This window comes from Flagellimonas sp. 389, assembly GCF_018449435.1.
Taxonomy (GTDB): Bacteria; Bacteroidota; Bacteroidia; order Flavobacteriales; family Flavobacteriaceae; genus Flagellimonas.
The window spans coordinates 105,942-131,577 of sequence record NZ_JAHCMU010000009.1 but is presented as its reverse complement, the minus strand read 5'-3'; the positions used below and the strand labels follow the sequence as shown (position 1 = coordinate 131,577).

The following is a 25,636-nucleotide window of genomic DNA, read 5'->3' as shown; positions in this document are numbered from 1 at the left end:
TTAGTAGATTCTAATTCCTAAATCGTAGGTATTTCACTAAATTTACGAAATTACAAAATCTTAAAATCCAATTGTAGAATGGCGTTTGACATTGATATGATTAAAGAAGCGTATGCTTCTATGGGAGAGCGAATAGAAAAAGCCCGTGAACTAGTAGGCAGACCGCTGACCCTTGCAGAAAAAATATTGTATTCACACTTGTGGGAAGGAACACCCAGCGAAAAATTTACCAGAGGTAAAGACTACGTTGATTTTGCCCCAGATAGAGTAGCGTGTCAAGATGCAACGGCTCAAATGGCGTTACTACAATTTATGCATGCCGGTAAACCAAAAGTAGCAGTTCCAACTACGGTACACTGTGATCACTTGATTCAAGCTAAGGTCGATGCAAAAACGGATTTAAAAAGAGCAAACGAGACCAGTAATGAAGTTTTTGATTTTCTGGAATCCGTTTCAAACAAATACGGAATAGGTTTTTGGAAACCTGGTGCTGGAATTATTCATCAAGTTGTATTGGAAAACTACGCATTCCCTGGAGGAATGATGATAGGAACCGATTCCCATACGGTAAATGCCGGAGGTTTGGGAATGGTCGCCATTGGAGTAGGAGGTGCCGATGCGGTCGATGTTATGGCCGGAATGGCATGGGAATTAAAATTTCCAAAATTGATCGGGGTAAAATTAACTGGAAAACTATCTGGTTGGACAGCCCCAAAAGATGTGATTTTAAAAGTTGCCGATATTCTGACCGTTAAAGGAGGAACCGGAGCAATTATCGAATATTTTGGGGAAGGTGCCGTATCCATGTCCTGTACAGGAAAAGGCACTATTTGTAATATGGGTGCTGAGGTAGGTGCAACAACATCTACTTTCGGTTATGATGAATCCATGGACCGTTATTTAAGGGCAACGGACAGGGCCGATGTTGCTGATGCCGCTCTAGAGGTAAAGGAACACCTCACAGCAGATGCAGATGCTTATGAAAATCCTGAAAAATACTTTGATCAGGTTATCGAGATTGACCTGAATACACTTGAGCCACATTTAAACGGGCCTTTTACTCCAGATTTGGCAACGCCCATATCAGAAATGAGTGAAGCCGCTAAGAAAAATGATTGGCCTTTAAATGTTGAAGTTGGTTTAATAGGTTCTTGTACCAATTCTTCTTATGAGGATATTTCCAGAGCTGCCTCTTTGGCTAAACAAGTTGCTGATAAAAAATTAAAGATGAAGTCGGAGTTTACCATAACCCCGGGTTCTGAACAAGTACGCTACACGATTGACCGTGATGGGTTCATAGATACTTTTGATAGTGTAGGTGCTACGGTATTTGCAAATGCCTGTGGTCCGTGTATAGGCATGTGGGACCGCTATGGCGACAAAGCTGCCGATGGCCCCCGTAATACGATTGTACACTCGTTCAATAGAAACTTTGCGAAACGTGCCGATGGTAATCCAAACACACTTGCCTTTGTAGGTTCGCCCGAGCTGGTTACTGCAATTGCAATTTCTGGGAGATTGGATTTTAATCCAATGACCGATAAATTGATCAATGAGGATGGCGAAGAAGTACTTTTGGACGAACCAAGAGGCTACGAGCTGCCACCTGAAGGATTTGCTGTTGAAGATGCTGGTTATGTAGCTCCCATGGAAGATGGTAGCGGTGTTCAGGTTGTCGTCTCGCCCAGTTCAGAAAGATTGCAACTACTAGATCAGTTTGTACCTATTCAGCCTGAACAATTGCGAGGCGTTAAACTGCTGATCAAAGCATTTGGTAAATGTACTACCGATCATATCTCTATGGCAGGACCTTGGTTGCGCTACAGAGGACATTTGGATAATATTGCAAACAATACACTGATTGGTGCTGTAAACGCGTACAACAAACAAACCAATTTTGTGAAGAATCAGTTGAGCGGAGAGTACGGAGCAGTGCCAGATACTCAACGTGATTATAAAAAAGAAGGTATTAAGACCATCGTAGTGGGTGATCATAATTATGGGGAAGGTTCATCAAGAGAGCATGCCGCAATGCAACCAAGACATTTGGGCGTTGCTGCAGTGTTGGTGAAATCATTTGCCAGAATACATGAAACCAACCTGAAAAAACAGGGAATGTTGGGGCTTACTTTTGCCAATGAAAAAGACTATGATTTAATTCAAGAAGATGATACCTTCAATTTTGTGGATATCGAAAGCTTTGCACCCGATAAGCCTTTAACGATAGAGGTTGTTCATAAGGATGGCAGTACGGATACTATAATTGCAAATCATACGTACAATGATGCACAAATCAATTGGTTTAAAGAAGGATCTGCATTAAATGTCATTAAAAAAGAGAATGCATAGTTCATCTAAGCGATAATTTGAAAAAAACTCCTGATATGTATCAGGAGTTTTTTAGTTTTAACAAAACACTCTATGAAATGAAAATTAATAAAAAGACTATAATAAACATCGTAGTAATACTTTTTATACTTTCATTCTTTGTTACCCCCATGGGTCATTACGGAAAAGTTCTACTAAACAAATTATTTGCGTTCTCCCCGCCAGTTATTGAAGAAGCGAACAGAGAAAAAATAACGGATTACGATTGGAAGCTGAAAGATGCAGATTGGAATTTTTTCAACTTTGAGAAATCTAGGGGAAATGTAGTTTTTATCAACCTATGGGCCTCATGGAAATTACCTAGTGAAGCGGAGCTGGCCAGTATTCAAACAATGTACGATGCTTACAACGAGAAAATGGATTTCTATATTATTACCAATGAGAACAGACCTCCAGTTGAAGCATTTATGGAAAAACACGAATTCACCTTTCCTGTTACCTATTTGATCATTGGTGAAAAGATGCCCATAAATCCTGATGTTGTCCCCTCCTCCTACTTAATAGACAAATCTGGAAACATTGTGGTCTATAAGGAAAAAATAGCTGACTGGGATACCAGTAAAGTGTTTGGCCTGTTGGATAAATTAATAGCTGAATAGCTCCATGAAGCTTTCAAAAAATCAAGTCAGTAATATCGTATGGATTTTGATTATTGCTTTAATGCTATTCACGCCCGTTGGTTTTCATTTACGTGTTTTTGCAGGTAGGATTTTTGCCGGGAGTCCAGATATCGTATTGAATGAAGAAAAACAAAAGCTTATTGATTATGATTGGGAACTTTTGGATTTGAATGGTAACACGCTAAATTTTGAAGAAAAAAAGGGACAAGTGATTCTCTTAAATTTTTGGGCAACTTGGTGCCCTCCATGTATTGCAGAGCTCCCAAGTTTGGTTGAGTTACATACAGATTACCAAGATGAAGTTGTTTTTGCATTTGTGGCCAATGATGACCAGGATAAAGTGGTCAGCTTATTGAATAAAAAAGAATATGAACTACCTGTTTTTTTTGAAGCGACCGATATTCCCTCAGTATTATCACATAAAAGTATACCAACAACGTACATCATTGGTAAATCAGGGAAGATTGTAGTCGCTGAGCATGGTGCGGCCGATTGGAATTCAGAAAATACCAGAAATCTACTGAATAAACTTTTATCGGAATAAATGGGGCAAGTTACTACGATAACCATTTTTAAATATCCTTCTTTTGGAGCTAAGTTTTGGGCCTTTCTAATGATGCAATTTGCACATTCACACCTTAAGAAAGTAGATGGGCTTCAATTCTATAAATTATGGGGGAGTGGTAAAGAAGGGTTCAACCCATTACCCGATTGGAGTACTTATGCACTACTGCAGATTTGGGAAAATGAAGATTGTGCAAGTCATTTTTTTGAAACATCCTCTTTAATGGAAAAATATCGCTCGCGTTCCAAGGAACATTGGTGCTTGTATTTAAAAAACTTGATAAGTAGGGGGGAGTGGTCTGGTTCAAATCCGTTTAAGAAGAGCAAAGAAATAGATGAAAATAATCCGTTTGTAGTTGCTATTACAAGGGCTACGATTAAAACCAAATTATTATATACATTTTGGAAATATGTTCCTGTTTCCCAAGAACAGCTGCTCACAAACGAAGGTCTCATCTATACAAAAGGCTTCGGTGAAGTTCCCATAAAACAAATGGCAACATTCAGTGTTTGGAAAAGCAAAGCTGCTCTTGACAGTTTTGCGTATCAGAGTAGGACACATGTAAAAGCGATTGGGCATACAAGGGAATTGAAATGGTATAAGGAAGAATTATTTTCTAGGTTTCAGCCCTACCGATCTATTGGGACTTGGGGTGGAAAAAATCCTTTGCCAAGACTAAGCAATGGGGAATAGATAGAAATAACCAAAGAATAGGAACTGCGCTACGTATAAATTATAGGATAAAATAGTGTTTCCGTACATTCTGTACTTCCAAATAACTAAATGCATTATAAAGCCCAGTATAAACCAAGTCACATAGTTTTTAATGGGTACATGACCTTCGAAAAGCCAAAAATCAAAACTTGGCGCACTTTGTTCCATCAAAAAATCGAGAGCCACCATTAACAAAGCGGATAATATAAGCTTTACCCACCTAGATATTTTAAATATTTCTACCAAAGAAGCTGTAATAAATGCCAGTAACGCCCATAAGCAACCAATAAGAAAAGGAACGCCATCCAATTTAGGGCCAAAATTGGAGCCATAGGCATACTCGCCAAAGAGTAAGCTATAATTAACGCCGAGCCACTCTGAAAACATACCCATGAAGAAGAACAATAGCGCAGCTGCTATTTTTTTCTTGGAATTTATAGGAAACAACCAGATGAAAAGTATCAGACAGATAAATAGATTTAATGGAGTTTTCGTTAAAAACCAATCTTGATATCCTATACTAATCCCTATGATTCCAGATATATGGAAGAGCCATATCAATCCTATGGCTATCCATAGCTTATATGTTGACAAAAACCTCATATTACGCTTCTGGGATTAGGTCACTAACAATTTTCGCAGACAATAGGCACAATGGTATACCTCCTCCCGGATGCACAGAACCACCACAAAAAAATAGGTTGTTTATTGAAGAGCTAAAATTAGGATGCCGAAGAAATGCCGAAAATTTTGAATTGCTAGCCGCTCCATACAATGCTCCTCTGTAGGAACTGGTGTTGTTCTCGATACCCACAGGGTCCAGTATGAATTCTGAATCTATATATTGTTCTATAGCTATGCCCAATATATTATTGAGCTTTCGTAAAATGTTTTTTTTACTCTCTTTTATCAGGGTTTCCCAATCCTGTCCATAATTTCCTGGCGCATTGATCATGACAAACCAGTTTTCGTGATTTTCCGGTGCATCACTTGGTTCTTCCTTACTGGTAATATTTATATAAACTGTTGGGTCGTGATAAAGACTTTTCTCTTCAAAAATGTGCTTGAACTCTTTTTGATAATCAGCACTGAAAAAAATGTTATGAAGATCGAGCTCCTTAAAACTTTTGGAAATGCCCCAATAAAAAATAAGTGCTGAACTAGAACGTTCTTGTTGCAAGACTTTTTTTGGTTGTTTTTGTTTTGAAAGCAATTTTTTAAACGTAGGATAGATATCCATATTGGAAACTACGATATCCGATTCGTAGAAGCCGTTTTGAGATTTTATCCCTTCAGCCTTTTTGTTAGCTATATTGATTTCCTCAACCGCTTCGCCAAATTTAAATTCTACCCCAACATCATTCGCCAAATTAAAAAGAGATTGCGTTATTTGGTGCATTCCACCCTTTGGGAAAAATGTGCCATAATGCATTTCCAAATGTGGTATCATAGACATTATTCCCGGTGTTTGATAAGGAGAGGAACCATTATAGGTTGCATACCTATTAAAAAGTTGGACAAGCTTTTCGCTCTCGAATGCCTTTTTGTTGGAATGGTCTAAAGATGCGTTTATATCCAACTTTCCCAGCTGCAAAATGGCTTTGACGGTATCTTTTGAAAGATAGGTGGTTAACTTGTGTAATGACTTTTCAAGAAACAGCGATGCAGTCAAATCGTATTTTATCTGACTTCTTTCCAAATAATCCGCTATTTTTTCCTTAGGCTCATCAAAGGTTTCTGAAGCATCTTTAACGAAGGTTTCTTTTTTGGACTTGGCCGAAAACCTAGTACCGTCGTCCCAAAAGTAATTACAGACCGTATCTTTTTGAACGTAGTTAAAATAATCTTCAGGTTTTTGATTATGAAGTCGAAAGAGCTCGTCTACAAAGTGTGGCATGGTAAATAACGAAGGGCCTAAATCAAAACGATATCCGTTTACCTGTTTTGAATGTAGTTTGCCACCAGGATAGTCATTGGCCTCAAATACAAGTACGTTATAGTTCTTGGCCCTTAAACGGATTGCGGTGGCTATTCCACCAATACCAGCGCCAATAACAATGGCTTTAGGCATTATTTTTTGAAATATTTAAAGGGAACGAACAACATTCCAAAGCACTCACCTTTATCTTTTCCTAGGTGTTTATGGTGCATCTTATGGGCTCTTCGTACACCTTTGGCATACCAATGGTTAGCATTTCTAAAGAGCTTAAAACGTTGATGGATAAAAATATCATGTACAAAGAAATACGCTATCCCATATGCCAATATTCCAAAACCGATTGGCCAACCGTACCAAAAAGTGGTATTGTTGGCTATCATTATGAACGACATACTTACTACCGCATAAAAAATAAAGAAAAAGTCGTTTCGTTCAAACCAAGAATCATGGTCTTTTTTATGATGATCTTTGTGCAAGCTCCATAAAAAACCGTGCATTACATATTTATGGGTGAACCATGCCATAAACTCCATAATGGAAAAAGTTCCAAAAAAGATAAGAATCGTAAGGGCAATTTTCATTTAGACAAGCTGTAATTTATAGTTGACATAAGATTGTGCCAAAAGTCCGAATTTTTGGTAATTTGGAACACGGATTCGCGTATTTTTTATTTCCAAAGGTGGTGTGCTCTGCAGTTTTTGGAGAAGTTTGTTATAATACTTGTAAGCGGTATAAACTCCAAACTTAGCTTGTTCTGGTAATTTTACAATGCCCGAATATCCTAATGCAAAGTCTGCTTTAATTTCATCTACAATTCTTTTTTTAGAAGCCTCGTCCAATTCCATTAAATTGGTATTTGGAAAATAGGTGCGTTCCAATAGTTCGTAATCAGCCTTTAAATCCCTTAGAAAGTTTACTTTTTGAAATGCTGACCCCAAAGCCATTGCAGAATCTTTTAATTCTTCATATTTGTCTTTGTCACCATCTACGAAAACACACAGGCACATTAAACCTACCACGTCGGCGGAACCATAAATGTATTCCTGATATTCCTCAAAGGTGTGGTACTTTTTCTTTGAAAGATCCATTCGCATGCTTTTCATAAAAGCTTCTACCAAATGGAAGGGGATGTCATATTTGTGATAGGTACTTTGAAAAGAATTTAGAATCGGATTTAAACTGATTTTATTATCGATAGCATCGTTCATGGCTTTTTCAAAATTTTCGAAAAGCATCTTTTTATCATAATCATGAAACGTGTCCACAATTTCATCGGCAAAACGAACAAATCCGTAAATATTATATATATCGCCCCTAATGGATGATGATAGCATTTTTGTGGCCAATGCAAATGAAGTACTGTAAGATTCTGTCACAATCTTACTGCAATTGTAGGATACGTTGTCAAAAATAGTTTTCATCTTAGTTAGGTATTTTTAATTATCAAATCGGACACCAGTTTTCCCGATATCAACGATGGTGGAACACCAGGCCCCGGAACGGTTAGCTGACCGGTAAAATACAGGTTCTTTACTTTATTGCTTCTAAGGTTTGGTCTTAAAAAAGCTGTCTGACTTAGGGTATTGGCCATGCCATAAGCATTTCCTTTGTACGAGTTGTACTGTTCCACAAAGTCGTTTACACAAAAGCTTTCTTTAAAGATAATAGATTTTTTAACATCCTGTTGCGTGCGTTTATCGAATCTATCTATTATAATGTCAAAGTATTGGTCTCTTAATTGTGGTGTGTCTTCAAGGTCTGGAGCAATGGGAACGAGAAAAAAACCTGTTTCACAACCTTCTGGGGCCATAGAGGAATCTGTCACGGATGGAAAGTTTACATAAAACAACGGATCACTTGGCCATTGTGGGTTGTCATAAATCTCTTGTGCATGCTTTTCAAAATCTGTATCGAAAAAGAGGTTATGATGTTCTATGTTTTTCAGTTTTTTATCAAACCCGACATAAAATAGCAATGAAGAAGGTGCGTAGGTTTTCTTATCCCAATAGCTTTCAGAATACTGTCTGTACTTCTCTTCTAATAACGTTTCTGAATGGTGATAGTCTGCACCACTTATCACAAAATCTGCGTTTATGACATTCTCCTTACTACTGATACCAGAAACTTTTCCATTGGTAACATTAATTTTGTCAACAGCACTTTCTGTATGTATGGTAACGCCCAATTCTTCTGCAAGTCTTCTCATGGCTTTTATAATTTCATACATACCGCCTTTTGGATGCCATGTGCCCAAACCAAAATCAGCAAAATTCATAAAACTATAAAAAGAAGGTGTTTTACTTGGTTTTGCTCCTAAGAAAAGCACGGGGAACTCTAGTGTGGAAATCAGTTTTGGATTTTTAAAACGCTTTCGTACTTCTTGACTTATGGTTTTAAAAAATTGATCTACTCTAAGTACTGTTTCCTTGGTAACCAGCTCAAAAGGGGATAATCCAGGTCGAAGAACAACTTTATTGATCGCTATGTCATAATTCTCTTGGGCCTTGCCAATGAATTGCTTTAAGTGTTTTCCACTGCCACTTTCGATTCTTTCAAATTCCTCACATATTTTATCCATGCAATCACCAATTGTGATTATATCATCATCAAAAAAGATTTTGTAAGCGGGACTTAATTTATCCAGTTGGTAATAGTCTGAAGTTTTTTTGCCAAAATCTGCAAAAAATTTGTCGAAAATATCGGGCATCCAATACCAGCTAGGGCCAATATCAAAAGTAAACCCTTCTTTCACCAATTGTCTTGCACGTCCACCTACGGTATTGTTTTTCTCAAAGATTTCTACGTCGTATCCAGCTCTTGCCATGTAGCATGAAGCTGAAAGTGAGGAAAAACCAGAACCTATAATCACAACTTTTTTCATCGGGGCAACTACAACTTAAAATTAGAGCGAACCTATTAAATGCTCAATCGAATTAAAGGTTCTTATGGTATTAGGAAGTTCTTCCTTTGCTATGTATTGTATCTGATGGCCCAAAACGTATAGTTTGGAACTACCGGATATATTCAATGTTTTTGAAAATTTCTCAAAATATGAGGTCAGCTCGTCTTTGGTGGGGGAAACAGTGAAATAAGAAACAAAGTGGACATTACTGTAGTATTTAAGTAAATCCACCAAACTTTCTATGGGCATTGTTTGTCCTAGATAAATTGATTTATAACCTCTCAGGGTAATCTCATAGTTCAGATAAAGTAATCCAATTTCGTGGATTTCATTCTCAGGAAGGAAGAGTGCAAAAACCTTATCTTTTTGTGTAGGTTCCACCATTTGCAACTTTTCTGTATTGATATAGATTTTTTGTTTTATCAAATGGGTAATGAAATGCTCATGGGACGGACTTATGGTATCTGTTTGCCACAAAAGACCCAGTTCGTTCAGGAGTGGAATGAACACTTCGTTGAATATGTCCCTAAATGACCTTTCTGTCAATAAACTGTTGTAGGTGTTTAAAAATAGGGTCTGGTCAAAATTGATCATCGCCAATTTAAATGCATTTATGGCATGATTTTTTTCACTATTGTTAGACACGATCTCCCTTACAATAACTGGAATATGAGATTCTTCAAGTTTAGCTATTTTAGAAATCTTATACCCATTATTGTATAGAAGTGTTATGTTCAAAAGTTTTTGCAAACTACTTAAACTATACGTTCTTATATTTGTGACGGTACGTTCTGGCTGAAAAAGATTATATCTTTTTTCCCAAATCCTAATGGTATGCGCTTTAATACCAGAAAGATTTTCCATATCCCTTATACTGAAAGACTTTTTTACATTGTTCATCTTTTGACTGTAAACGTTAAACAAATTTACAATTTAAATGATGCTAACCTAATATGTTAGGATAAAATTTATAGAGGTTTTATTAAAATGCAGGTTTTTTTTGAAGTTTTTAAGCAAAACCTTGGCAAAAAGCCATTTATACAATAAAAAAACCGCAGCAATCTGCGGTTTTGTGCCCACGACTGGAGTCGAACCAGCACGTCCTTTCGAACACTACCCCCTCAAGGTAGCGTGTCTACCAATTCCACCACGTGGGCATTAATAATTGGGCTGCAAAAATAATCAAAATACCTAAATTGCAAGCTAGATGGTGCAAGTAATATCAAATCCATTTTTACGTTTGCTGTATTTCATCCATTTTAAGATGATTTAAAAATTCCACTGAAAACAGGGTAGGATTCAAATTATGGTGCGCATACTTTTGGCTTAACTATTTAATTTCATGATATGATAAAGAAATTTTTGATGAACGATTTTGGAAAACAAAAAATATACTGTGTACTAACGTTGGTTATTTTATGTTCCGATCTTTCACTATTTGCACAAAACGATACAATATGGTACGATGCAGCTTGGAAGACAACCGATAAAAATAATGCAGCTTTTTTTAGGCCTCCTGTGGTGAAAAGTGATGGTTTGTTTTTGATAAAGGATTTTTATATCAACGGACAGATTCAGATGGAAGGGGTCTCAAAATTTGAGGATAAAGATTATTGGCATGGTGAGGTTACCTGGTACAATAATAATGGTTCTTTACTTCAAAAAGGAAATTATGTTGACAATAAATTGGAAGGTAAATTCATTACTTCACTACACGGTCAAGAATTAACTGCCAATTATGAAAATGGAAAATTTGTTTCGGGCAAACAAAATATAATGTCCTATGGTACACAGTACTATAAGGAGATTGACAAGGACACGGTTATAGAAATTACCCATAAGAATGGCCTAAATGGTATTAGGGGCGAGACGTATACGTTGACTGACGAGGATAACTACGGAAGGGTTAAATCAAAGTATTATGACAAAAACGGTAAATTGGTTGCTCAAATGTCCTACGATAGGGGCAGTCCAATAAATGGGTCAGAAGCTTATTTTAGAAAGGGTCTAGACGGAATATACCAGATAAGTTATTATAAAAATAAGACTTATTTAGGCGCTGACTTTTATGATATTTCTGGACAGATTAGGGAAGAATTGATTTCTGAGCCTGACTACAAAACAGTTTATTATGATGAGACTGGAAAAGAATTGGGTGAAGTAAGCTACAGATTAAAAGAAAATAGATTGGTCCCCGTAAATGGGAAGAAATATGCTTTTGACTACAAAAAACAGAGAGAGGGTAAAGAGTTCGTGCCGTCAAGCATATCCAACTATAAAAATGAACGCTTAAGCTGGGTCAGGAATTTTAAAAATGGTAAACTCTTTTCCTATACTACATATTCCGATAAAAATTACAGGGAAAAGATTCTCTATTATGACACCGAAGGTGCTGTAATGGATTCTTTGTTGTTTAAGAATTATGCGCCCTACGAGGGTACCGAGCTTTTGGTAACGGGTGCCATAAAAAAATATAAAGATGGGAAGCTTCTTCAGGAAACGGTCTACTATCCAGAGTCAAATATTGTTTTTAAAAAACGTGACGGATATACGGAACAATTTTTTAATAAATCTGGAGCAGTTATCGGAAAAATGATTTTGGATGACGAGAAGTACTATGCTCCTAAAGACGGGGAACAATTTACAGTAGACCGTGATGGAAGAATAACCTCCTCACAGATTTATAAAGATTCCAAGCTAGCGAGAGACTATTACATATCGTACAATTATGATACAGGCCTGCCATATAAAGAAGAGAAAATCTATGATACGGATGGTTATAATTACAAGAAAAAGATATCATACTACAGCAACGGACAAGTAAGGTCAGATATCGATTTTGAGAACTACAAAGAGGTTTTTGGCAAGTTTTATGACGAACAGGGTACCCAAATAGGATCTTTTGATTACAAAAAAAATGAAGGAACCCTGTACGAGTTTTTTTATGGTGCCGATAGAATCAAAAGGAAAGAAATATGGAAGGATGGTAAAAACGTTCGTCTTTTACGCTACGAAGATGTTTACGTTTCGACAGGTCGAGAAAAGGATTATGTTTTAATGGAGGATATCGATGTTACGAGCGAGGCTAAAATTTATGATAGATCTGGAGTGCTTTTGTCATCTATGAAATTTAAAGACGGTGAACCTTTCGAAGGTACATTCTATGACCATCAAAAACGAAATAAACATACCTATAAGAACGGCCTTAAAGATGGATTGTATGAAGAATACGGTTACGGAAGTCAAGTACTGGGAGATGGTCAGTACAAAGCTGGTTTGCGAGATGGTAAATTTACGTTTTACGATACTTATGGTAAAGTCACATCCTATATACATTACATCAACGACAAACTAGAGGGTGAAGCTGCTTATTTTGACGGAAAAGGAAATACCATTGCCAATATTATCTACAAGAACGATGCTCCCTATCAAGGAAAAATGATCGTGTCGACATATAACGATAAGAGAACCGAACTATATGAGAAAGGCAAACTGGTCAGTAGCCTAGCAGAGAAAAAAACAGGCGATTTCTATACCATTTACAAAGAGGACGGTTTACAGAATATAATTGTGTACTATCCATCATCCAAAAATAAAAAATATGAATTTGTTCTCAGAAACAATAGTTTGGATGGCACTGTAGACCGTTATAATATGAAAGGCGCAAAAATGCACAGTGCAACATTCAGAAATGGTAATTTTATAGATGGCGAACTGTGGATGGTTCCTATTTACAACTACAATAACGATTTGGAAAAAATACGCTGTGTCAAAACCAAGGATTCCATGGAAGTGGAGATAGAATCCAAAAATAATGGTATAGTGTTCAAAGCTTCGGAGAAAATTCAGTTGGGTCTTAATTCACAAATTGAAAAACTCAATCTTGGATTAAACTATATTAATTACAAAGATCTTTATTGAGTTGATGTAAAAGACATTTACTATGTTGCCCTTTTAGGCTGTATATACATGAAACTAAATTCTTTATAAAGGGAATTGTTCAAATTCTCTCTAGAGTGAATTAGTATTGGCCATAAAATTAAAAGAAATTGCTGCGAAAAATTCTTTGCCGTAGTCGCCTATTATAAATTTTTTGTCGTTCCCATTGACAATCTTTCGGGCATTGTACCAATCTAATGTATCTGTATTGAAGTAGTCCATCAGTTTTTTGCCGGTAAATATACCGTTTACCATGCCGTGGAACAATATCTCTGTCGCAACATTTTGGTCCAATGCCAAATCGGGATTGTTGACCAAATCAATGCCGAGTATTTCTGAATATTTCCTGTAGTTTTCTTTCCAGGTCAATTGTACATAACCACGCCCATAATATGTCTGACCAGTATCAGGATCTCTTTTGCCATATTCTTTGCCTCTTCCTTTTCCATATTCGACTAAGGGCCTTATGGTCTTGTCCGTTTCATGATAGGTGGTCGCAAGAACATAGGCCAACCACCTTGTATCTTTCAATTGGTTGGTCTCCCAATAATCAAGAAGCAGTGTATAGCCATTTACTTGGTTTTGGGATAGTCTTCCAAAATGGAGACGATGTCTTATATAATCGAAGAAAAAGGTCCTGTTTATCATTCTTATCCAAATGTTTTTAAAACAATTGAAGATGGATTCCATTACAGTAATTCATAATATTTAAATCCATCACCATACATTAATATTTACGCTGACGAATATCTTTTTGGTTTGTTAAAAACGCATGAGAAGTGTTAAAGTTGCTTCTTTAAAGTGAAGTGGTCAAAACGCGGGATTCTTATGTCAGTAGCTGTTGAAAAGCTTTTTTTCTGAAATCGCTCCTATTTGTTCCGGGGTCGTTGATACAATATATCAAAAACAAAAAAGTTATTTTCAATGCACCCAAATAGTTGGTTTTTTCTACCACATGAACGAGAACATGTCCAAGTTTAACCAAATCAATAGTCTGTGCTATTGGCTCAGCTCGAATACGAACTACGATTGTACAGCAGTTTTTGATTCGAATGAAGATCTCTTTTCCGTAACGATACTAAAAGGAGGCAGGGAAATTTATTCATATTCGATTACATCGTTCGAAAAGAAGGGTGAGAAGATTATTTCCTTTGAGCTTTCGGGCATTATCAATAACCTCTTGCACTTGAAGGATAATTATTCAGAATAAAGGTGAAAAGAGTTTTTCCAATACGCGCTCATACATTCGCTACAGTATCTTAACGTCTAGTAGCACCATTTCTCTTAAAGAAATGAGACTTATTATAGCAAATTGCATTTAAAAAATTTAAATAGGTCTTCTGTAAAAAACATAACACAAAAAAACCGGCCTATGAACTTAAAAGCCCAAAGACCGGAAACCAACTAATTAACTAAATTTTCAATTTATTTCATAAACCACTTGAACGGTTAAATAATCTTTATTACCATTGTAGTAAGAGTACCAGATGCCATTGTTTAGAAAGCTTTCGCTTATGGAAACTATGCCGCCTAGTTTTTTGTTGATTACATTGCACACCAGTGTTGCATTTTTTTTAGCATCTTCGACTGCTGTTTTGATCAAGCTTTTGTGCATCGCTTCAGATACGGTAGATTTGTATTGAAAAGTAGTGGTCACTCCAGTCATTCTAACTTTTGTTAGTGCCATTACCTTTTCAAAATCAGAGGTTTCAAAATCAAAAACAGTTCCGTCGCTTTGATAACCGTAAGCGATAAATTCCATCTTATTCTCTCTAAAAGAAGTAAGTTCAAAACCATTGGCTTTTAACTTTTCAAAAAACTTTTCTTTCAACTCCTCTAAGGTTTTGCAATCGGGATTTGAATAACGCACCTGATCCATGTTAAGGACCACTTTGGCTTTGTAGGACTTTGATGCATTATCCACTAATGCCCTGCCAGAAACCGAAACGGTATTTCTTTGATCTGTCGAATTTTGTGACCTCACTACTAGTGTGATCAATACCATTACAATTAGAATGATTTTTTTCATTTTGCTTTTTATTTATGTTTAACTAATTGTAAATAAGAATGATGCAACTATCATCCAAATGCCCACTGCGATACCCAACAGACCAAGCTTTCCTTGTTTTGGGGCAATTTTAGAACGAAGTTCTGCTGCTTTTTCGGTAGCCTTGTCGTTCTTGCTCAAGAAAAGCTTGTTGATCAATCCAAAACCGAGCATAAAACCCAGAGTGGCCTCTACCAAGCTCCCTGCAAAAAGTGTAATCCACCAAATAGGTGCAGAGGTCAACCATCCAAGATTGAGAATACTGGTGATAATGCCCCAAACTCCCCAAAAGCAGAAAACTAAACCTATCCATCCTTGGTAGGGTTCAATTTTTTCCAATAACTCCTTGGCGTTTGGTTTTTTTGCTAGCACCAATGATGGTACCGCGATAATGCTAAGTAAGATTAAGGTAATTCCGTAAATCATAATTATAAGTTTTTATGTTAATTAATGATTCAAAATTGCGGATATCCAGAACTGTATACAGCCCGTTTTTCAGTAAAAAACCACCCCCTGTTTACAGGGAGTGGTCTAGAATTTAATGAAACCTTTTATGGAAGCACATTGGATATGGTCCTCGCTATTCTTCCAACAGCCCTAATTTAATAGCGTATTTTGTTAGGCCAGCAAGATTTCTGACCTCTAACTTGGAGATGAGGTTTTTTCTGTAGCTTTCTATGGTATGCTTGCTAAGAAATAATTTGTCTGCGATTTCTTGGGTAGTAAATTCTTGTGCGATCAATTTTAAAACCTCTTTCTCTCTTTTTGATAATGATTGTGTCAGCGATTGCTCATTGGAGAACATTCCTTTTAAATAAACATCTTTAATGGTTTGGGAAAAATACTTTTCCCCTTTAAGAATGGTCTCAATAGCTTTGATGAGCTCACCCTTTTCTGCGTTCTTCGGAACATAACCATCCACATTGTCCTTGGTCAACGTTTGAACGGTGTTGGTATCGTGCAGCATACTAACTACCAAAGTTTTTGTATTCGGATGTTTGGTTTTGATGTGCTTATTAAGTTCGATACCATTAAATTCTGGCATGTTGACATCGGTGATTACTAAGTCTATGGATTCTTTGGCGTTATTGATGTCCAAATACTTTGCTACGTTTTTTCCGTTGTCTGCCGTTAAGATGATTTCAAAGTTTTCTTTTGATGCCAGAATACTCAAAAGTCCATCTAGAAACATTTTGTGATCATCCGCTATTATAATTTTATGTTTTTTCACCTTTTAATCTTTTATGGGAATTTCAATATTTATTGCCGTACCTCGGTTTAAAGCACTATCAATAATCAATTCGGCATCCAATTTTTCCAATCTACTTTCAATATTCTGAAGTCCAATCCCCTTTTTAACACTATTGGTATCAAAACCTGCACCATCATCTTCAAAAATAAGTTGTACCGTATTTTCTAGAATATTAATATGCACCTCTATCGTATTGGCATTTGCATGTTTTAGCGTATTGGTAAAAAGCTCTTGAATTACTTGATAGAGCTCCACCTTCAGCTTTTCGGGCATTTGATTTATTTTTTCTTTGGGATGAGCGGACATAGTAACCTCGACTGCTGAATTCTCGCTAATCGTACCAATATAATCCTCTATCAGTTTGGTAAAAGCATTTTGATGGAATTTTTTCGGAACAAGGTCGTGCGAGATATCCCGTACCAATTCATAAGTTTCATTTACGTGATTGATGATTTCCGTTTGAAACCGACGATTGTTTTTCAGGTTTCCCAACTGCAGCTTAATACCGGCCAAATTCCCTCCTATACTATCATGCAGTTGTTTGGCTATTCTATGTCGTTCCTCTTGTTGTGCTTCCAAAGAAGTACGCGCCAGCTGTAATTCCTGGGTATTTAACAGTGCTGTTATCCTTTGGGAATTCAGCTCCTCTTGCTGTTGGTTTAATTGACTCTGGGTCTGTAGTTTTTGATAATAGACCACTAAAAGTGCTATAATTGGAATCAAAAGTATCACAAAACCATACAAAACGGCCTTTTTAATGGTCTTTTGCCTTTCAATCTCGCTTTGTTTTTCTATTTGCTGTTCTTTCAGTTCAAAAATTTGATTCTCTTTTTGAAGGGTGTTGTATTTTACCTCAAGTTCTTTGAGCGCCTTACTATTTTGCTGCTTCAAGACCTGATTGGATACCGCTATATATTGTGTCGTAAGATTATAGGCATTTTCAAAATCACCTTTTGCACTATACGTTTTCCTTAAACTATTTAGAATTCTCTTTTGGAGTTCCAATCTATTCCATTGAATTGCATTGGTATAAGCCATGGCCAAGGCCATTTCTGCAACCTCATACCTGCCCAATTGCGTACTTATTTTCCCATACTCAAGGACAGCCTCGGTGTAGAGACCATAAAATTTACTGTTGAGGGCACTTTGCATAACGTTTTCAAAAATCCCTAATGCGTTGTCAATGTTATTTTCCGCAACATCCAATTTACCAAAGCCCAGTTGTATCTGTAGCTTAAGTTTTGGATTTATTATAGAATCGCATAAAGAATCGGCCTTGCTATAAAATGTTCTGGCGCTTTCATAATCCCTTTCCCTAAGGTCAATGTTTCCAGAGTAAAAATTGACCTTGCTCAGTAGTGGGCTATCTATATTTTGAGCCAAGAGTTTTGTGAATTGTATGGTTGCCTTATCCAATTCATTTCTTACATAGTATACCTCTCCCAAACCAAAGTTTACCTTGTTGACTTCGTCCAGCGTACTTTTGTTTTGTGGGATTTCCAAGCCTTGAACATATGCTTCAAAAGCTCTATTATAAAGGCCGTTCATAAACTTGCCTATCCCTAAAAGGCGTTTAGCCCGTACTTTGCGTAGGTAATCTACATTGCTCGACAATTTATCCAACCTTTCGGCATAGTGGATGACAGAATCTGGGTTGCCGTATAGGACATGTTCTTCAGCTATGGTATAGATTGCATCGAGCCTATCATTCGTAGTTTTTGCATTTTTGAGCGTTTGGTAAAGCGAGTCACTTATACTTCTAGGGATTTCTCCAAACGCATGAAATCGGACACCTTCCTGCGCTTTTAGATTGAAAACACAGAAAATAGCAATGATTAGAAAAATAATAGGGTATCCTTTTTTATGAACCATAGGCGGATATGTTTCCAAAACTTAAAATTAAACTATTTAATAAGAAAGCGAATCTCAGCATCATATTACCTCTACAGTTTGTGTTCTATTGATTTTTTATGATACTTCCCATCATAATTCGTATTATTGGTTTAACATTCTTCCGCTATCGGAGTTATGTCAAACCCAACGACAAAGTTAGCCACTATGATTTCTACCCACATCACTGTTTTAAGGGATAATCCCCGATTTAGAATAAGTAATTGGGTGTATTAAATGAATGCCACTATGGAATGTAATAAAGTGGACTTTATCAGAAGATGTTACTACCGTTTTGAATCATAAGAAATTTAAAACCCAAATAATTTAGGAACCCAAAGGCTTAATTCGGGGATATAGGTAACCAATACCAGCACAAATAACATCATAATAAACAAAGGGAGCAAAGGTTTAACCACCTGTTGAATTTTTAAATTGGCAACACCACAGCCCACAAAAAGCACTGAGCCCACGGGAGGTGTACAAAGCCCAATACAAAGGTTGAGAATCATAATGATTCCAAAATGAATGGGATCAATGCCCATTGCAGTGACAATGGGGAGAAATATGGGAGTAAAAATCAATACAGCAGGAGTCATGTCCATAAAAATCCCTACAAACAACAAAATCAAGTTGATGATGATCAAGATGACAATAGGGTTACTACTAATGCCTAAAAGTCCAGCACTGATTTCTTGGGGGATGCTCTCATAGCTCATGACCCAACTCATTGCGACCGATGTAGCGATCAAAAGCATAACAATTGCGGAAGTCTTTGTAGTCTCCAATAAAATGGTAGGAACATCCTTTAAGGTTATTTCTTTATAGGCAAAGGCCAATACAAAGGTGTAGACAACCGCTACGGCAGATGCTTCGGTAGCAGTAAAGATTCCAGCTACGATTCCGCCTATAACAACCACCAATAATAACAGGCTGGGAAGGGCGCTGATAAATCGCTTTAAAAAAACTTTAATACCAACACCTTTTTCAGTGGGATATTTTTTTAGGAACGAATAAATTCCAGCAACCAACATTAATGCAAGACCGATTAGAATACCAGGGACATAACCCGCCAAGAACAATGCAGCAATGCTAACCCCACCACTAGCTAGAGAATAGATAATCAAGATATTACTGGGAGGGATGATCAATCCGGTAGTAGCACTGGTAATGTTCACAGCTGCACTGAAAGATTTGTCATAACCCTCTTTTTCCATCATAGGATTCATAAACCCGCCAATTGCAGATGCTGCTGCCACCGCAGAACCTGAAATTGCTCCAAAGAGCATACAAGCAATTATATTTACAAAAGCTAAACCACCAGGCAATGGACCCACAATCGCCTTGGCAAAATCGATAAGACGACGTGCAATACCACCACGGTTCATTACTTGGCCTGCTAGAATAAAAAATGGAATGGCCAATAGCGCAAAACTATCCAATGAAGTGGCCATACGCTGCGACAACGTAGTAATAGCAGGAAGGGTAGGCATGGACACAAGTAAGGTGAACAATGCAGAAACCCCAATGCTGTAGGCAATGGGCACGCGCATTGCCATGAGAATGACAAAACTAATGACCAATATCAGTGCTTCTGTATAATCCATTTTTATTTTTTAAATAAGTACGACGTCTTTTAATAAAAGTATCCAAGCTGTAATAGGATATCAATAAACCCGATAAAGGAATGGCGCTGTACACCATTCCCAACGGAATTTCCAACGCTGCCGATTTCTGCTTCAGTAGAAAGGTTAGGTAACATAAATTAGTGCCACCGATCACCATGACCATCAGAGCGAATATGACTATGGCAAAAGTTACTATGCCAGAATAAAAAATAGGGGCTTTATTGATGGTGGTAATGGGAATAAGATCGATAGCCAAATGAAGCTCTTTCCCAGTAGCATAGGCCGCTCCGTAGAGTCCTAGCCAAATCAAGGAATAACTGGCAATCTCATCGGTAAGTGTACTTGGGCTTCCCAAAATATATCTGGAAAAAACCTGCCAGATTACGGAAATCAACATGATTATCATGATGATGATAAGCAGTTTCTCCAGTACCAAGTCTATTTTTTTTCGCATTATTTTATTTCCTTAATGGCATGCATTAATTGAGAAGCTTCAGAACCTTCTTCAAACAGTTCATCAAACGCTCTTGTTTTGTTCGCAAACAACGCTTTGTCGGGGTAATTTACCGCTACACCAGCTTCTTTAATAACCCGCAAGGCCTCATCTTCTGCTTGTGCCCATACTTCTCTTTGATAAATAGCGGAAGCATTGGCAGCCTCCTGCAACCATTTTCTTTCCTGATCATTAAGCCTGTTCCATGTTACAGTTCCTATCAGCAGTACATCTGGAACGGCAGTATGTTCATCAAAACTATAAAACTTGCATACCTCGTAATGTTTAGATGTATGAAAACTGGGTAGATTGTTCTCTGCTCCATCCACTACACCTTGTTGTAGGGCAGTATACAATTCGCCCCAAGAAATTGGAGTAGGAGAGCCGCCCAATTGCTGGACCATTGCAACGGCCATATTACTTTTCTGTACGCGTATTTTCATTCCTTCTAAATCGGATGGGGTAATTATTGGCCTGTCTTTGGTATAAAAGCTACGGCTCCCGGCATCATAAAAACAGAGACCCCGTAGACGATAATTTTCACCCTTCGTCAAAAATCGCTTTCCAACTTCACTATCATATACGTTATGGGAATGTGCTTTATCCCTAAAGATGTATGGGACGCTTAAAACCTTATATTCAGGAACAAAATTTTCCAATACAGCAGCAGAGACCTTTGTAACGTCCAAACTGCCAATTTGAAGTAATTCCAAACATTCGCGTTCCGCTCCCAACTGCCCACTAGGATAAATAATGACCTTTAATTTACCCTCGGAAGTTTCTTCCAATCGCTCTCCTAGATGTACCATGGCTTGGTGTACTGGGTGATTGGTGTCGAGCCCATGGGCCAGCCGCAATATTTTTTCCTCTTTCTGCGAATCGCAGGATAAGAGAATTAAGAGACTTAGCAGACTAAAAAAAGATATTGATTTCAAATTAAGCTTTTAGATTTTTAATAATACCCAAAGCCTTTTTTACTTCGGAAGTAATATTTTCAAAGGCGCCAGAACTGATGAGTTCTTTTTTAAAGAGTTGGCTGCCCATCCCTACACAATGTACACCAGCACTGAACCAGGCTTCAAGATTATCCTGGGTAGGTTTTACTCCGCCCGTAGGCATAATGCTGGACCAAGGCGACGGACCCTTTATCGCCTTTACAAAATCTGGACCTCCAACCTGCATACCAGGAAAAATCTTCACGACTTCGGCGCCCAATTCTTCGGCATATGATATTTCGGTCAATGAGCCACAACCTGGCGACCATGCTACCTTTCTTCTATTACAGACTTTTGCCATTTGAGGATTCAATATAGGAGAAACCACAAAATTACTACCTAATTGCAGATATAAAGAAGTTGTGCCGGCGTCGATTACGGAACCAACGCCCAATATCATTTCTGGAACGGCTTTTATGGCCCATTTGTTCAGCTCTCCAAAGACTTCATGGGCATAATCACCTCTATTGGTGAACTCAAAAACCCGAACACCACCATCATAAGATGCTTTTACGACCTTTTTGCAAATTTCAAGGTCACTATGGTAAAAGACTGGTACCAACCCGGTTTCCCTCATTTTTACTGCTACTTCTATTCTGGAAAATCTTGCCATATATTATCGAGCTACACGCCCGGATGCATCGCCGGACATTAATTTTTCAACTTCATCCACGGTAACCTGATTGGCATCTCCTTTAATGGTATGCTTCAAACAAGAGGCAGCTACCGCAAAATCCAATGCTTTTTGATCATCACCATCATGGGTGATCAAACCGTATATAAGTCCGCCCATAAAAGAATCACCTCCACCAACACGGTCAACGATATGGGTAATCTGGTATGTAGAAGATTCGTAAAGTGTATTGCCATCGTACAACACGCCCGCCCAGGTATTGTGGGAGGCACTAATAGAACCCCGTAGCGTAGTGATCACTTTTTTGGCTTTTGGGAATTTATCCATCATCTGCTTACAGACAGACTCAAAAGCTTTTGTGCTCACGGAATGGCCTTGTGTTACATCAACACCTTTGGGATGGATGCCAAAGTGTTTTTCAGCATCTTCTTCATTACCAAGAATTACATCACAATGCTCGACTAATGGGGTCATGATTTTTTCAGGTTCAATACCATAGTTCCATAGTTTTTTTCTGTAGTTGAGGTCTGTGGATATGGTAATTCCCATACTACTGGCCACTTCGCACGCCTCAAGACAGGCATCTGCTGCTCCTTGGGAAATTGCAGGCGTAATACCGGTCCAGTGGAACCAATCAGCATCTTTAAAAACGGTTTTCCAATCAATCGTTCCCTTTTCAATTTGAGATATTGCCGAATATGCCCTATCATAAACTACTTTACTGCCCCTGGCTACAGCACCGGTCTCTAAAAAATAAATTCCCAAACGTTCTCCTCCCCAATGAATATTATCCACACCTACACCACGTTTGCGTAGTTCCATCATGGCACATTTACCCAGGTCATTGTCCGGAAGACGCGTTACAAAATCAACGGGAATCCCATAATTTGCCAAAGAAACAGCAACATTCGACTCACCACCACCGTAGATGGCGTCAAATGAATTGGTTTGAGAAAATCTTAAAAATCCGGGAGGGGCTAAGCGCAGCATAATTTCACCAAAGGTGACAACTTTTTTCATATTGGATAGGTTTAGCTTTTATTTATTCGATTGAATTGGTCAAGGAATCGCTTTTTTCCTTTTTGTATGAGAAAAATCAAATAAATTTTCCTTACTTTGTGCAATCGATTGCGCAAGTTACTAATTTTTAATTGAAAATGAGACATAAATTCATCAAAATTCATCCATCTGATAATGTGGTAGTTGCGCTGGAAAATCTAGATGTAGGAACCATAGTGATGGTGAATGGCGAGAACTTTCAATTGAAGCTACCCATAAAGGCCAAACATAAATTTGCACAAAACTACTTCTTGGATGGCGATGAGATATATATGTATGGAGGCGTAGTTGGAAAAGCTAAGAAAAATATTGAGCAAGGAGAAGCGCTTACCATTGATAATGTTGCGCATAAGACGGAAGATTATGGAGTACGAAAGCAAATCTTTGATTGGCAACAACCTGATATTTCAAAATTTAGGAATAAAACGTTCAATGGCTATCATCGTTCCGATGGACAGGTAGGAACCGCAAACTTTTGGGTGGTTATCCCTTTGGTTTTTTGTGAAAACAGAAATGCGGCCGTTATGAAGGATGCCTTTTTGGAAGAATTGGGTTTTGTGCGGCCCAATAAATACAAACAATATGTCCGCCAGATGGTGAACAAATATAAATCAGGAGCCTCCCCACGAAGCGGAATGGTTTTGGAAGAAGAAACTGCCACATCAACAGCCGTTTTTAAAAACGTTGATGGTATCAAGTTTCTAACACATCAAGGCGGATGCGGAGGTATTCGGCAAGATTCAGAGATGTTATGCGCCTTGATTGCCGGGTATCTTAATAATCCGAATGTAGCTGGGGGCACTATTTTGAGTCTAGGTTGCCAAAATGCACAGATTTCCATTTTGCAGGAGAAATTGAAAGCTGTGAATCCAGATTTTGATAAGCCATTGTATATTTTGGAACAACAGCAAGAGGGTAGGGAAGAGAATCTTTTGCAAAAGGCACTACAAAAAACGTTTGAGGGGTTGGTCGAGGCAAATAAATTACAACGGGAACCAGCTTCTTTGGATAAGTTGACCTTGGGTTTGGAATGTGGTGGTTCAGATGGTTTTTCGGGAATATCGGCAAATCCAGCGGTGGGGCATGCTTCTGATATTGTAGTCGCTTTGAGTGGAAAAACCATGTTGGCCGAATTTCCAGAGCTCTGCGGTGTAGAGCAGCAACTGATCAATCGTTGCACCAACAATGCTATCGCGGACAAGTTCATTCATTTAATGCAAACCTATGCAGCTTCCGCCGAAGCGGTAGGTTCGGGGTTCGATATGAACCCAAGCCCTGGAAACATTAAAGACGGCCTTATAACGGACGCCATGAAGAGTGCCGGAGCGGCAAAAAAAGGTGGTGCATCACCTATCGTAGACGTGCTGGACTATGCAGAGTATGCCACCAAACCTGGACTAAATTTATTGTGTACGCCTGGCAACGATGTGGAAAGCACAACCGCATTAGCAGGATCGGGAGCAAACCTTATCCTCTTTACGACAGGATTGGGCACACCTACGGGAAACCCTATTGCACCCGTAATCAAGATAGCATCGAACAGTGGATTGGCCGAACGTATGCCCGACATTATCGATGTGGATGCAGGAGAAGTTATCACGGGAGATAAAACAATCGAAGAAATGGGTGAGGAACTCATGGAATTTATCATTGCTGTTGCAAGTGGAAAAATCCAAACAAAAGCACAAGTATTAAATCAAGATGATTTTATTCCTTGGAAAAGAGGAATATCACTTTAAACTAAAATATGAACCAACTTTTTAATGTAAAGAACAAGATTATTGTAATTACCGGAGGAACAGGTGTATTGGGGTCGGAGATGACAAAATACCTAGCAGATGAAGGAGCTCATGTGGTAATTATGTCGTACGCAATCGAAGGTGCCCATGAACTCAAAGATGAGATTGTATCCAAAGGTGGAGCGGCTAGTATTATCCTAGCAGATGTAACCAAAGAATCGGATTTAGAGAAGGCATACGAAGAGCTCAAAAAGTCGTTTGGCACCATAGATGTGCTTATCAATGCGGCAGGTGGCAATATGCAAGGGGCTACAATTACCCCAGACCAAACACTAATGGACAGCGATGTCGAGGCGTTACGAAAGATTATTGAGCTAAATTATATTGGTACTTATTTGCCCATCAAAACCTTTTTACCCTTGTTTTTAAGTAATAACAAAGGAAGTATTATCAATATTTCCAGTATGTCAGCGGAGCGCCCTCTGACACGGGTCATGGGCTACTCGTCCTCAAAGGCGGCAATTGATAATTTAACTCAATGGTTGGCTGTGGAATTTGCCCAAAAACATGGAGAAGGTCTGCGGGTAAATGCTCTGGCGCCAGGTTTCTTTTTGACCAAACAGAACAAAACTTTATTGACCGAAACTGATGGAAGCTTGACTGCACGTGGAAATCAGATTATTTCAAATACGCCCATGGGACGTTTTGGAGACCCTAACGAGTTGTTGGGAGCAGTTCATTATTTATGTAGCGATGCATCAAAATTTGTTACGGGTACGGTACTGAAGATTGATGGAGGATTTGGAGCATATTCGGGAGTTTAAAATAAGAT

24 protein-coding genes and 1 tRNA gene are annotated in these 25,636 nt (G+C 38.1%); 8 read left to right on the top strand and 17 right to left on the bottom strand.

The features are described 5' to 3' along the window. Window positions 1-78: 78 nt before the first annotated feature. The 4 genes from KIM67_RS09555 to KIM67_RS09540 all read left to right on the top strand — a co-directional run bounded on the left by KIM67_RS09555 (window position 79) and on the right by KIM67_RS09540 (window position 4,266). Window positions 79-2,349: an aconitate hydratase gene (locus KIM67_RS09555; protein WP_213831102.1), complete on the top strand. Its 2,271-nt coding sequence runs from the start codon at window positions 79-81 to the stop codon at window positions 2,347-2,349. 77 nt (window positions 2,350-2,426) lie between these two features. After that, entirely contained in the window at window positions 2,427-2,987 is a 561-nt protein-coding gene (locus KIM67_RS09550) for a TlpA disulfide reductase family protein (RefSeq protein WP_213831101.1), read from the top strand. 4 nt (window positions 2,988-2,991) lie between these two features. Next, the gene (locus KIM67_RS09545; protein WP_213831100.1) at window positions 2,992-3,552 is read left to right on the top strand and encodes a TlpA disulfide reductase family protein; all 561 of its coding nucleotides are present in this window, start codon (window positions 2,992-2,994) and stop codon (window positions 3,550-3,552) included. Next, complete coding sequence (locus KIM67_RS09540) at window positions 3,553-4,266, top strand: DUF3291 domain-containing protein (RefSeq protein WP_213831099.1); 714 nt, start codon at window positions 3,553-3,555, stop codon at window positions 4,264-4,266. Here KIM67_RS09540 and KIM67_RS09535 read toward each other — a convergent pair. From KIM67_RS09535 to KIM67_RS09505, 7 genes are all read right to left on the bottom strand, one after another. Then, on the bottom strand, window positions 4,249-4,890 hold the full coding sequence (locus tag KIM67_RS09535) for a carotenoid biosynthesis protein (protein ID WP_213831098.1): 642 nt from the start codon (window positions 4,888-4,890) through the stop codon (window positions 4,249-4,251). The genes KIM67_RS09540 and KIM67_RS09535 overlap by 18 nt on opposite strands. Before the next feature lies 1 nt (window position 4,891). Next, window positions 4,892-6,358: a 1-hydroxycarotenoid 3,4-desaturase CrtD gene (gene crtD, locus KIM67_RS09530; protein WP_213831097.1), complete on the bottom strand. Its 1,467-nt coding sequence runs from the start codon at window positions 6,356-6,358 to the stop codon at window positions 4,892-4,894. Further along, a complete protein-coding gene (locus KIM67_RS09525; protein WP_213831096.1) occupies window positions 6,358-6,807 on the bottom strand; it encodes a sterol desaturase family protein in 450 nt (149 codons plus the stop codon). The genes crtD and KIM67_RS09525 overlap by 1 nt, the downstream gene beginning before the upstream one ends. Further along, window positions 6,808-7,647, bottom strand: coding sequence for a phytoene/squalene synthase family protein (locus KIM67_RS09520; RefSeq protein ID WP_213831095.1), 840 nt, complete (start codon window positions 7,645-7,647; stop codon window positions 6,808-6,810). A gap of 5 nt (window positions 7,648-7,652) precedes the next feature. Beyond that, the gene (locus KIM67_RS09515) at window positions 7,653-9,107 is read right to left on the bottom strand and encodes an NAD(P)/FAD-dependent oxidoreductase (protein WP_213831094.1); all 1,455 of its coding nucleotides are present in this window, start codon (window positions 9,105-9,107) and stop codon (window positions 7,653-7,655) included. 21 nt (window positions 9,108-9,128) lie between these two features. After that, a complete protein-coding gene (locus tag KIM67_RS09510; RefSeq protein ID WP_213831093.1) occupies window positions 9,129-10,028 on the bottom strand; it encodes a MerR family transcriptional regulator in 900 nt (299 codons plus the stop codon). 173 nt (window positions 10,029-10,201) lie between these two features. Continuing rightward, window positions 10,202-10,285, bottom strand: a tRNA-Leu gene (locus KIM67_RS09505). Between the two features lie 190 nt (window positions 10,286-10,475). Between KIM67_RS09505 and KIM67_RS09500 the strand changes: the two genes are divergently transcribed. After that, window positions 10,476-13,049 (top strand): toxin-antitoxin system YwqK family antitoxin, encoded by a 2,574-nt coding sequence (locus KIM67_RS09500; protein WP_213831092.1) that lies wholly within the window; start codon window positions 10,476-10,478, stop codon window positions 13,047-13,049. Between the two features lie 90 nt (window positions 13,050-13,139). On the opposite strand, the gene KIM67_RS09495 is transcribed toward KIM67_RS09500, so the two are convergent. After that, window positions 13,140-13,715 (bottom strand): glycoside hydrolase family 19 protein, encoded by a 576-nt coding sequence (locus KIM67_RS09495; protein ID WP_213831091.1) that lies wholly within the window; start codon window positions 13,713-13,715, stop codon window positions 13,140-13,142. 319 nt (window positions 13,716-14,034) lie between these two features. Between KIM67_RS09495 and KIM67_RS09490 the strand changes: the two genes are divergently transcribed. Beyond that, complete coding sequence (locus KIM67_RS09490; RefSeq protein WP_213831090.1) at window positions 14,035-14,277, top strand: hypothetical protein; 243 nt, start codon at window positions 14,035-14,037, stop codon at window positions 14,275-14,277. 210 nt (window positions 14,278-14,487) lie between these two features. Here KIM67_RS09490 and KIM67_RS09485 read toward each other — a convergent pair whose 3' ends face one another. The 9 genes from KIM67_RS09485 to KIM67_RS09445 form a co-directional block, all read right to left on the bottom strand. After that, window positions 14,488-15,096, bottom strand: coding sequence for an SIMPL domain-containing protein (locus tag KIM67_RS09485; RefSeq protein ID WP_213831089.1), 609 nt, complete (start codon window positions 15,094-15,096; stop codon window positions 14,488-14,490). Between the two features lie 18 nt (window positions 15,097-15,114). Then, window positions 15,115-15,540, bottom strand: a complete 426-nt coding sequence (locus tag KIM67_RS09480; RefSeq protein ID WP_163419651.1) for a hypothetical protein — start codon at window positions 15,538-15,540, stop codon at window positions 15,115-15,117. A 154-nt stretch (window positions 15,541-15,694) separates the two neighbouring features. Next, window positions 15,695-16,345 (bottom strand): response regulator transcription factor, encoded by a 651-nt coding sequence (locus KIM67_RS09475; protein ID WP_213831088.1) that lies wholly within the window; start codon window positions 16,343-16,345, stop codon window positions 15,695-15,697. Window positions 16,346-16,348: 3 nt separating this feature from the next. After that, the gene (locus KIM67_RS09470; RefSeq protein ID WP_213831087.1) at window positions 16,349-18,238 is read right to left on the bottom strand and encodes an ATP-binding protein; all 1,890 of its coding nucleotides are present in this window, start codon (window positions 18,236-18,238) and stop codon (window positions 16,349-16,351) included. A gap of 329 nt (window positions 18,239-18,567) precedes the next feature. Further along, entirely contained in the window at window positions 18,568-19,863 is a 1,296-nt protein-coding gene (locus tag KIM67_RS09465) for a TRAP transporter large permease (protein ID WP_213831086.1), read from the bottom strand. After that, window positions 19,829-20,338 carry a TRAP transporter small permease gene (locus tag KIM67_RS09460; RefSeq protein ID WP_250149219.1) on the bottom strand — a complete coding sequence of 170 codons (510 nt, stop codon included), beginning with the start codon at window positions 20,336-20,338 and terminating at the stop codon, window positions 19,829-19,831. Before KIM67_RS09460 ends, KIM67_RS09465 begins: the two co-directional genes overlap by 35 nt. Then, window positions 20,338-21,312, bottom strand: coding sequence for a TRAP transporter substrate-binding protein (locus tag KIM67_RS09455; protein ID WP_163419656.1), 975 nt, complete (start codon window positions 21,310-21,312; stop codon window positions 20,338-20,340). Before KIM67_RS09455 ends, KIM67_RS09460 begins: the two co-directional genes overlap by 1 nt. A gap of 1 nt (window position 21,313) precedes the next feature. Beyond that, window positions 21,314-21,985, bottom strand: coding sequence for a bifunctional 4-hydroxy-2-oxoglutarate aldolase/2-dehydro-3-deoxy-phosphogluconate aldolase (locus KIM67_RS09450; protein ID WP_213831085.1), 672 nt, complete (start codon window positions 21,983-21,985; stop codon window positions 21,314-21,316). A 3-nt stretch (window positions 21,986-21,988) separates the two neighbouring features. After that, window positions 21,989-23,026 (bottom strand): sugar kinase, encoded by a 1,038-nt coding sequence (locus KIM67_RS09445; protein ID WP_213831084.1) that lies wholly within the window; start codon window positions 23,024-23,026, stop codon window positions 21,989-21,991. Window positions 23,027-23,163: 137 nt separating this feature from the next. Here KIM67_RS09445 and KIM67_RS09440 point away from each other — a divergent pair, with 137 nt between their 5' ends. Both KIM67_RS09440 and KIM67_RS09435 read left to right on the top strand, forming a co-directional pair. Continuing rightward, window positions 23,164-24,804, top strand: a complete 1,641-nt coding sequence (locus KIM67_RS09440) for a UxaA family hydrolase (RefSeq protein ID WP_213831083.1) — start codon at window positions 23,164-23,166, stop codon at window positions 24,802-24,804. A gap of 8 nt (window positions 24,805-24,812) precedes the next feature. Next, complete coding sequence (locus KIM67_RS09435; RefSeq protein ID WP_213831082.1) at window positions 24,813-25,628, top strand: SDR family oxidoreductase; 816 nt, start codon at window positions 24,813-24,815, stop codon at window positions 25,626-25,628. Window positions 25,629-25,636: the final 8 nt, after the last annotated feature.

Bases quoted from the DNA above. Each gene is read 5' to 3' on its own strand.
- KIM67_RS09510 (WP_213831093.1), bottom strand. From the start codon at position 10,028: ATGAACAATGTAAAAAAGTCTTTCAGTATAAGGGATATGGAAAATCTT.
- KIM67_RS09465 (WP_213831086.1), bottom strand. From the start codon at position 19,863: ATGGATTATACAGAAGCACTGATATTGGTCATTAGTTTTGTCATTCTC.
- KIM67_RS09555 (WP_213831102.1), top strand. From the start codon at position 79: ATGGCGTTTGACATTGATATGATTAAAGAAGCGTATGCTTCTATGGGA.
- KIM67_RS09485 (WP_213831089.1), bottom strand. From the start codon at position 15,096: ATGAAAAAAATCATTCTAATTGTAATGGTATTGATCACACTAGTAGTG.
- KIM67_RS09540 (WP_213831099.1), top strand. From the start codon at position 3,553: ATGGGGCAAGTTACTACGATAACCATTTTTAAATATCCTTCTTTTGGA.
- crtD (WP_213831097.1), bottom strand. From the start codon at position 6,358: ATGCCTAAAGCCATTGTTATTGGCGCTGGTATTGGTGGAATAGCCACC.
- KIM67_RS09550 (WP_213831101.1), top strand. From the start codon at position 2,427: ATGAAAATTAATAAAAAGACTATAATAAACATCGTAGTAATACTTTTT.
- KIM67_RS09440 (WP_213831083.1), top strand. From the start codon at position 23,164: ATGAGACATAAATTCATCAAAATTCATCCATCTGATAATGTGGTAGTT.
- KIM67_RS09460 (WP_250149219.1), bottom strand. From the start codon at position 20,338: ATGCGAAAAAAAATAGACTTGGTACTGGAGAAACTGCTTATCATCATC.
- KIM67_RS09450 (WP_213831085.1), bottom strand. From the start codon at position 21,985: ATGGCAAGATTTTCCAGAATAGAAGTAGCAGTAAAAATGAGGGAAACC.
- KIM67_RS09490 (WP_213831090.1), top strand. From the start codon at position 14,035: ATGTCCAAGTTTAACCAAATCAATAGTCTGTGCTATTGGCTCAGCTCG.
- KIM67_RS09445 (WP_213831084.1), bottom strand. From the start codon at position 23,026: ATGAAAAAAGTTGTCACCTTTGGTGAAATTATGCTGCGCTTAGCCCCT.
- KIM67_RS09500 (WP_213831092.1), top strand. From the start codon at position 10,476: ATGATAAAGAAATTTTTGATGAACGATTTTGGAAAACAAAAAATATAC.
- KIM67_RS09470 (WP_213831087.1), bottom strand. From the start codon at position 18,238: ATGGTTCATAAAAAAGGATACCCTATTATTTTTCTAATCATTGCTATT.
- KIM67_RS09495 (WP_213831091.1), bottom strand. From the start codon at position 13,715: ATGATAAACAGGACCTTTTTCTTCGATTATATAAGACATCGTCTCCAT.
- KIM67_RS09535 (WP_213831098.1), bottom strand. From the start codon at position 4,890: ATGAGGTTTTTGTCAACATATAAGCTATGGATAGCCATAGGATTGATA.
- KIM67_RS09480 (WP_163419651.1), bottom strand. From the start codon at position 15,540: ATGATTTACGGAATTACCTTAATCTTACTTAGCATTATCGCGGTACCA.
- KIM67_RS09525 (WP_213831096.1), bottom strand. From the start codon at position 6,807: ATGAAAATTGCCCTTACGATTCTTATCTTTTTTGGAACTTTTTCCATT.
- KIM67_RS09545 (WP_213831100.1), top strand. From the start codon at position 2,992: ATGAAGCTTTCAAAAAATCAAGTCAGTAATATCGTATGGATTTTGATT.
- KIM67_RS09515 (WP_213831094.1), bottom strand. From the start codon at position 9,107: ATGAAAAAAGTTGTGATTATAGGTTCTGGTTTTTCCTCACTTTCAGCT.
- KIM67_RS09435 (WP_213831082.1), top strand. From the start codon at position 24,813: ATGAACCAACTTTTTAATGTAAAGAACAAGATTATTGTAATTACCGGA.
- KIM67_RS09520 (WP_213831095.1), bottom strand. From the start codon at position 7,647: ATGAAAACTATTTTTGACAACGTATCCTACAATTGCAGTAAGATTGTG.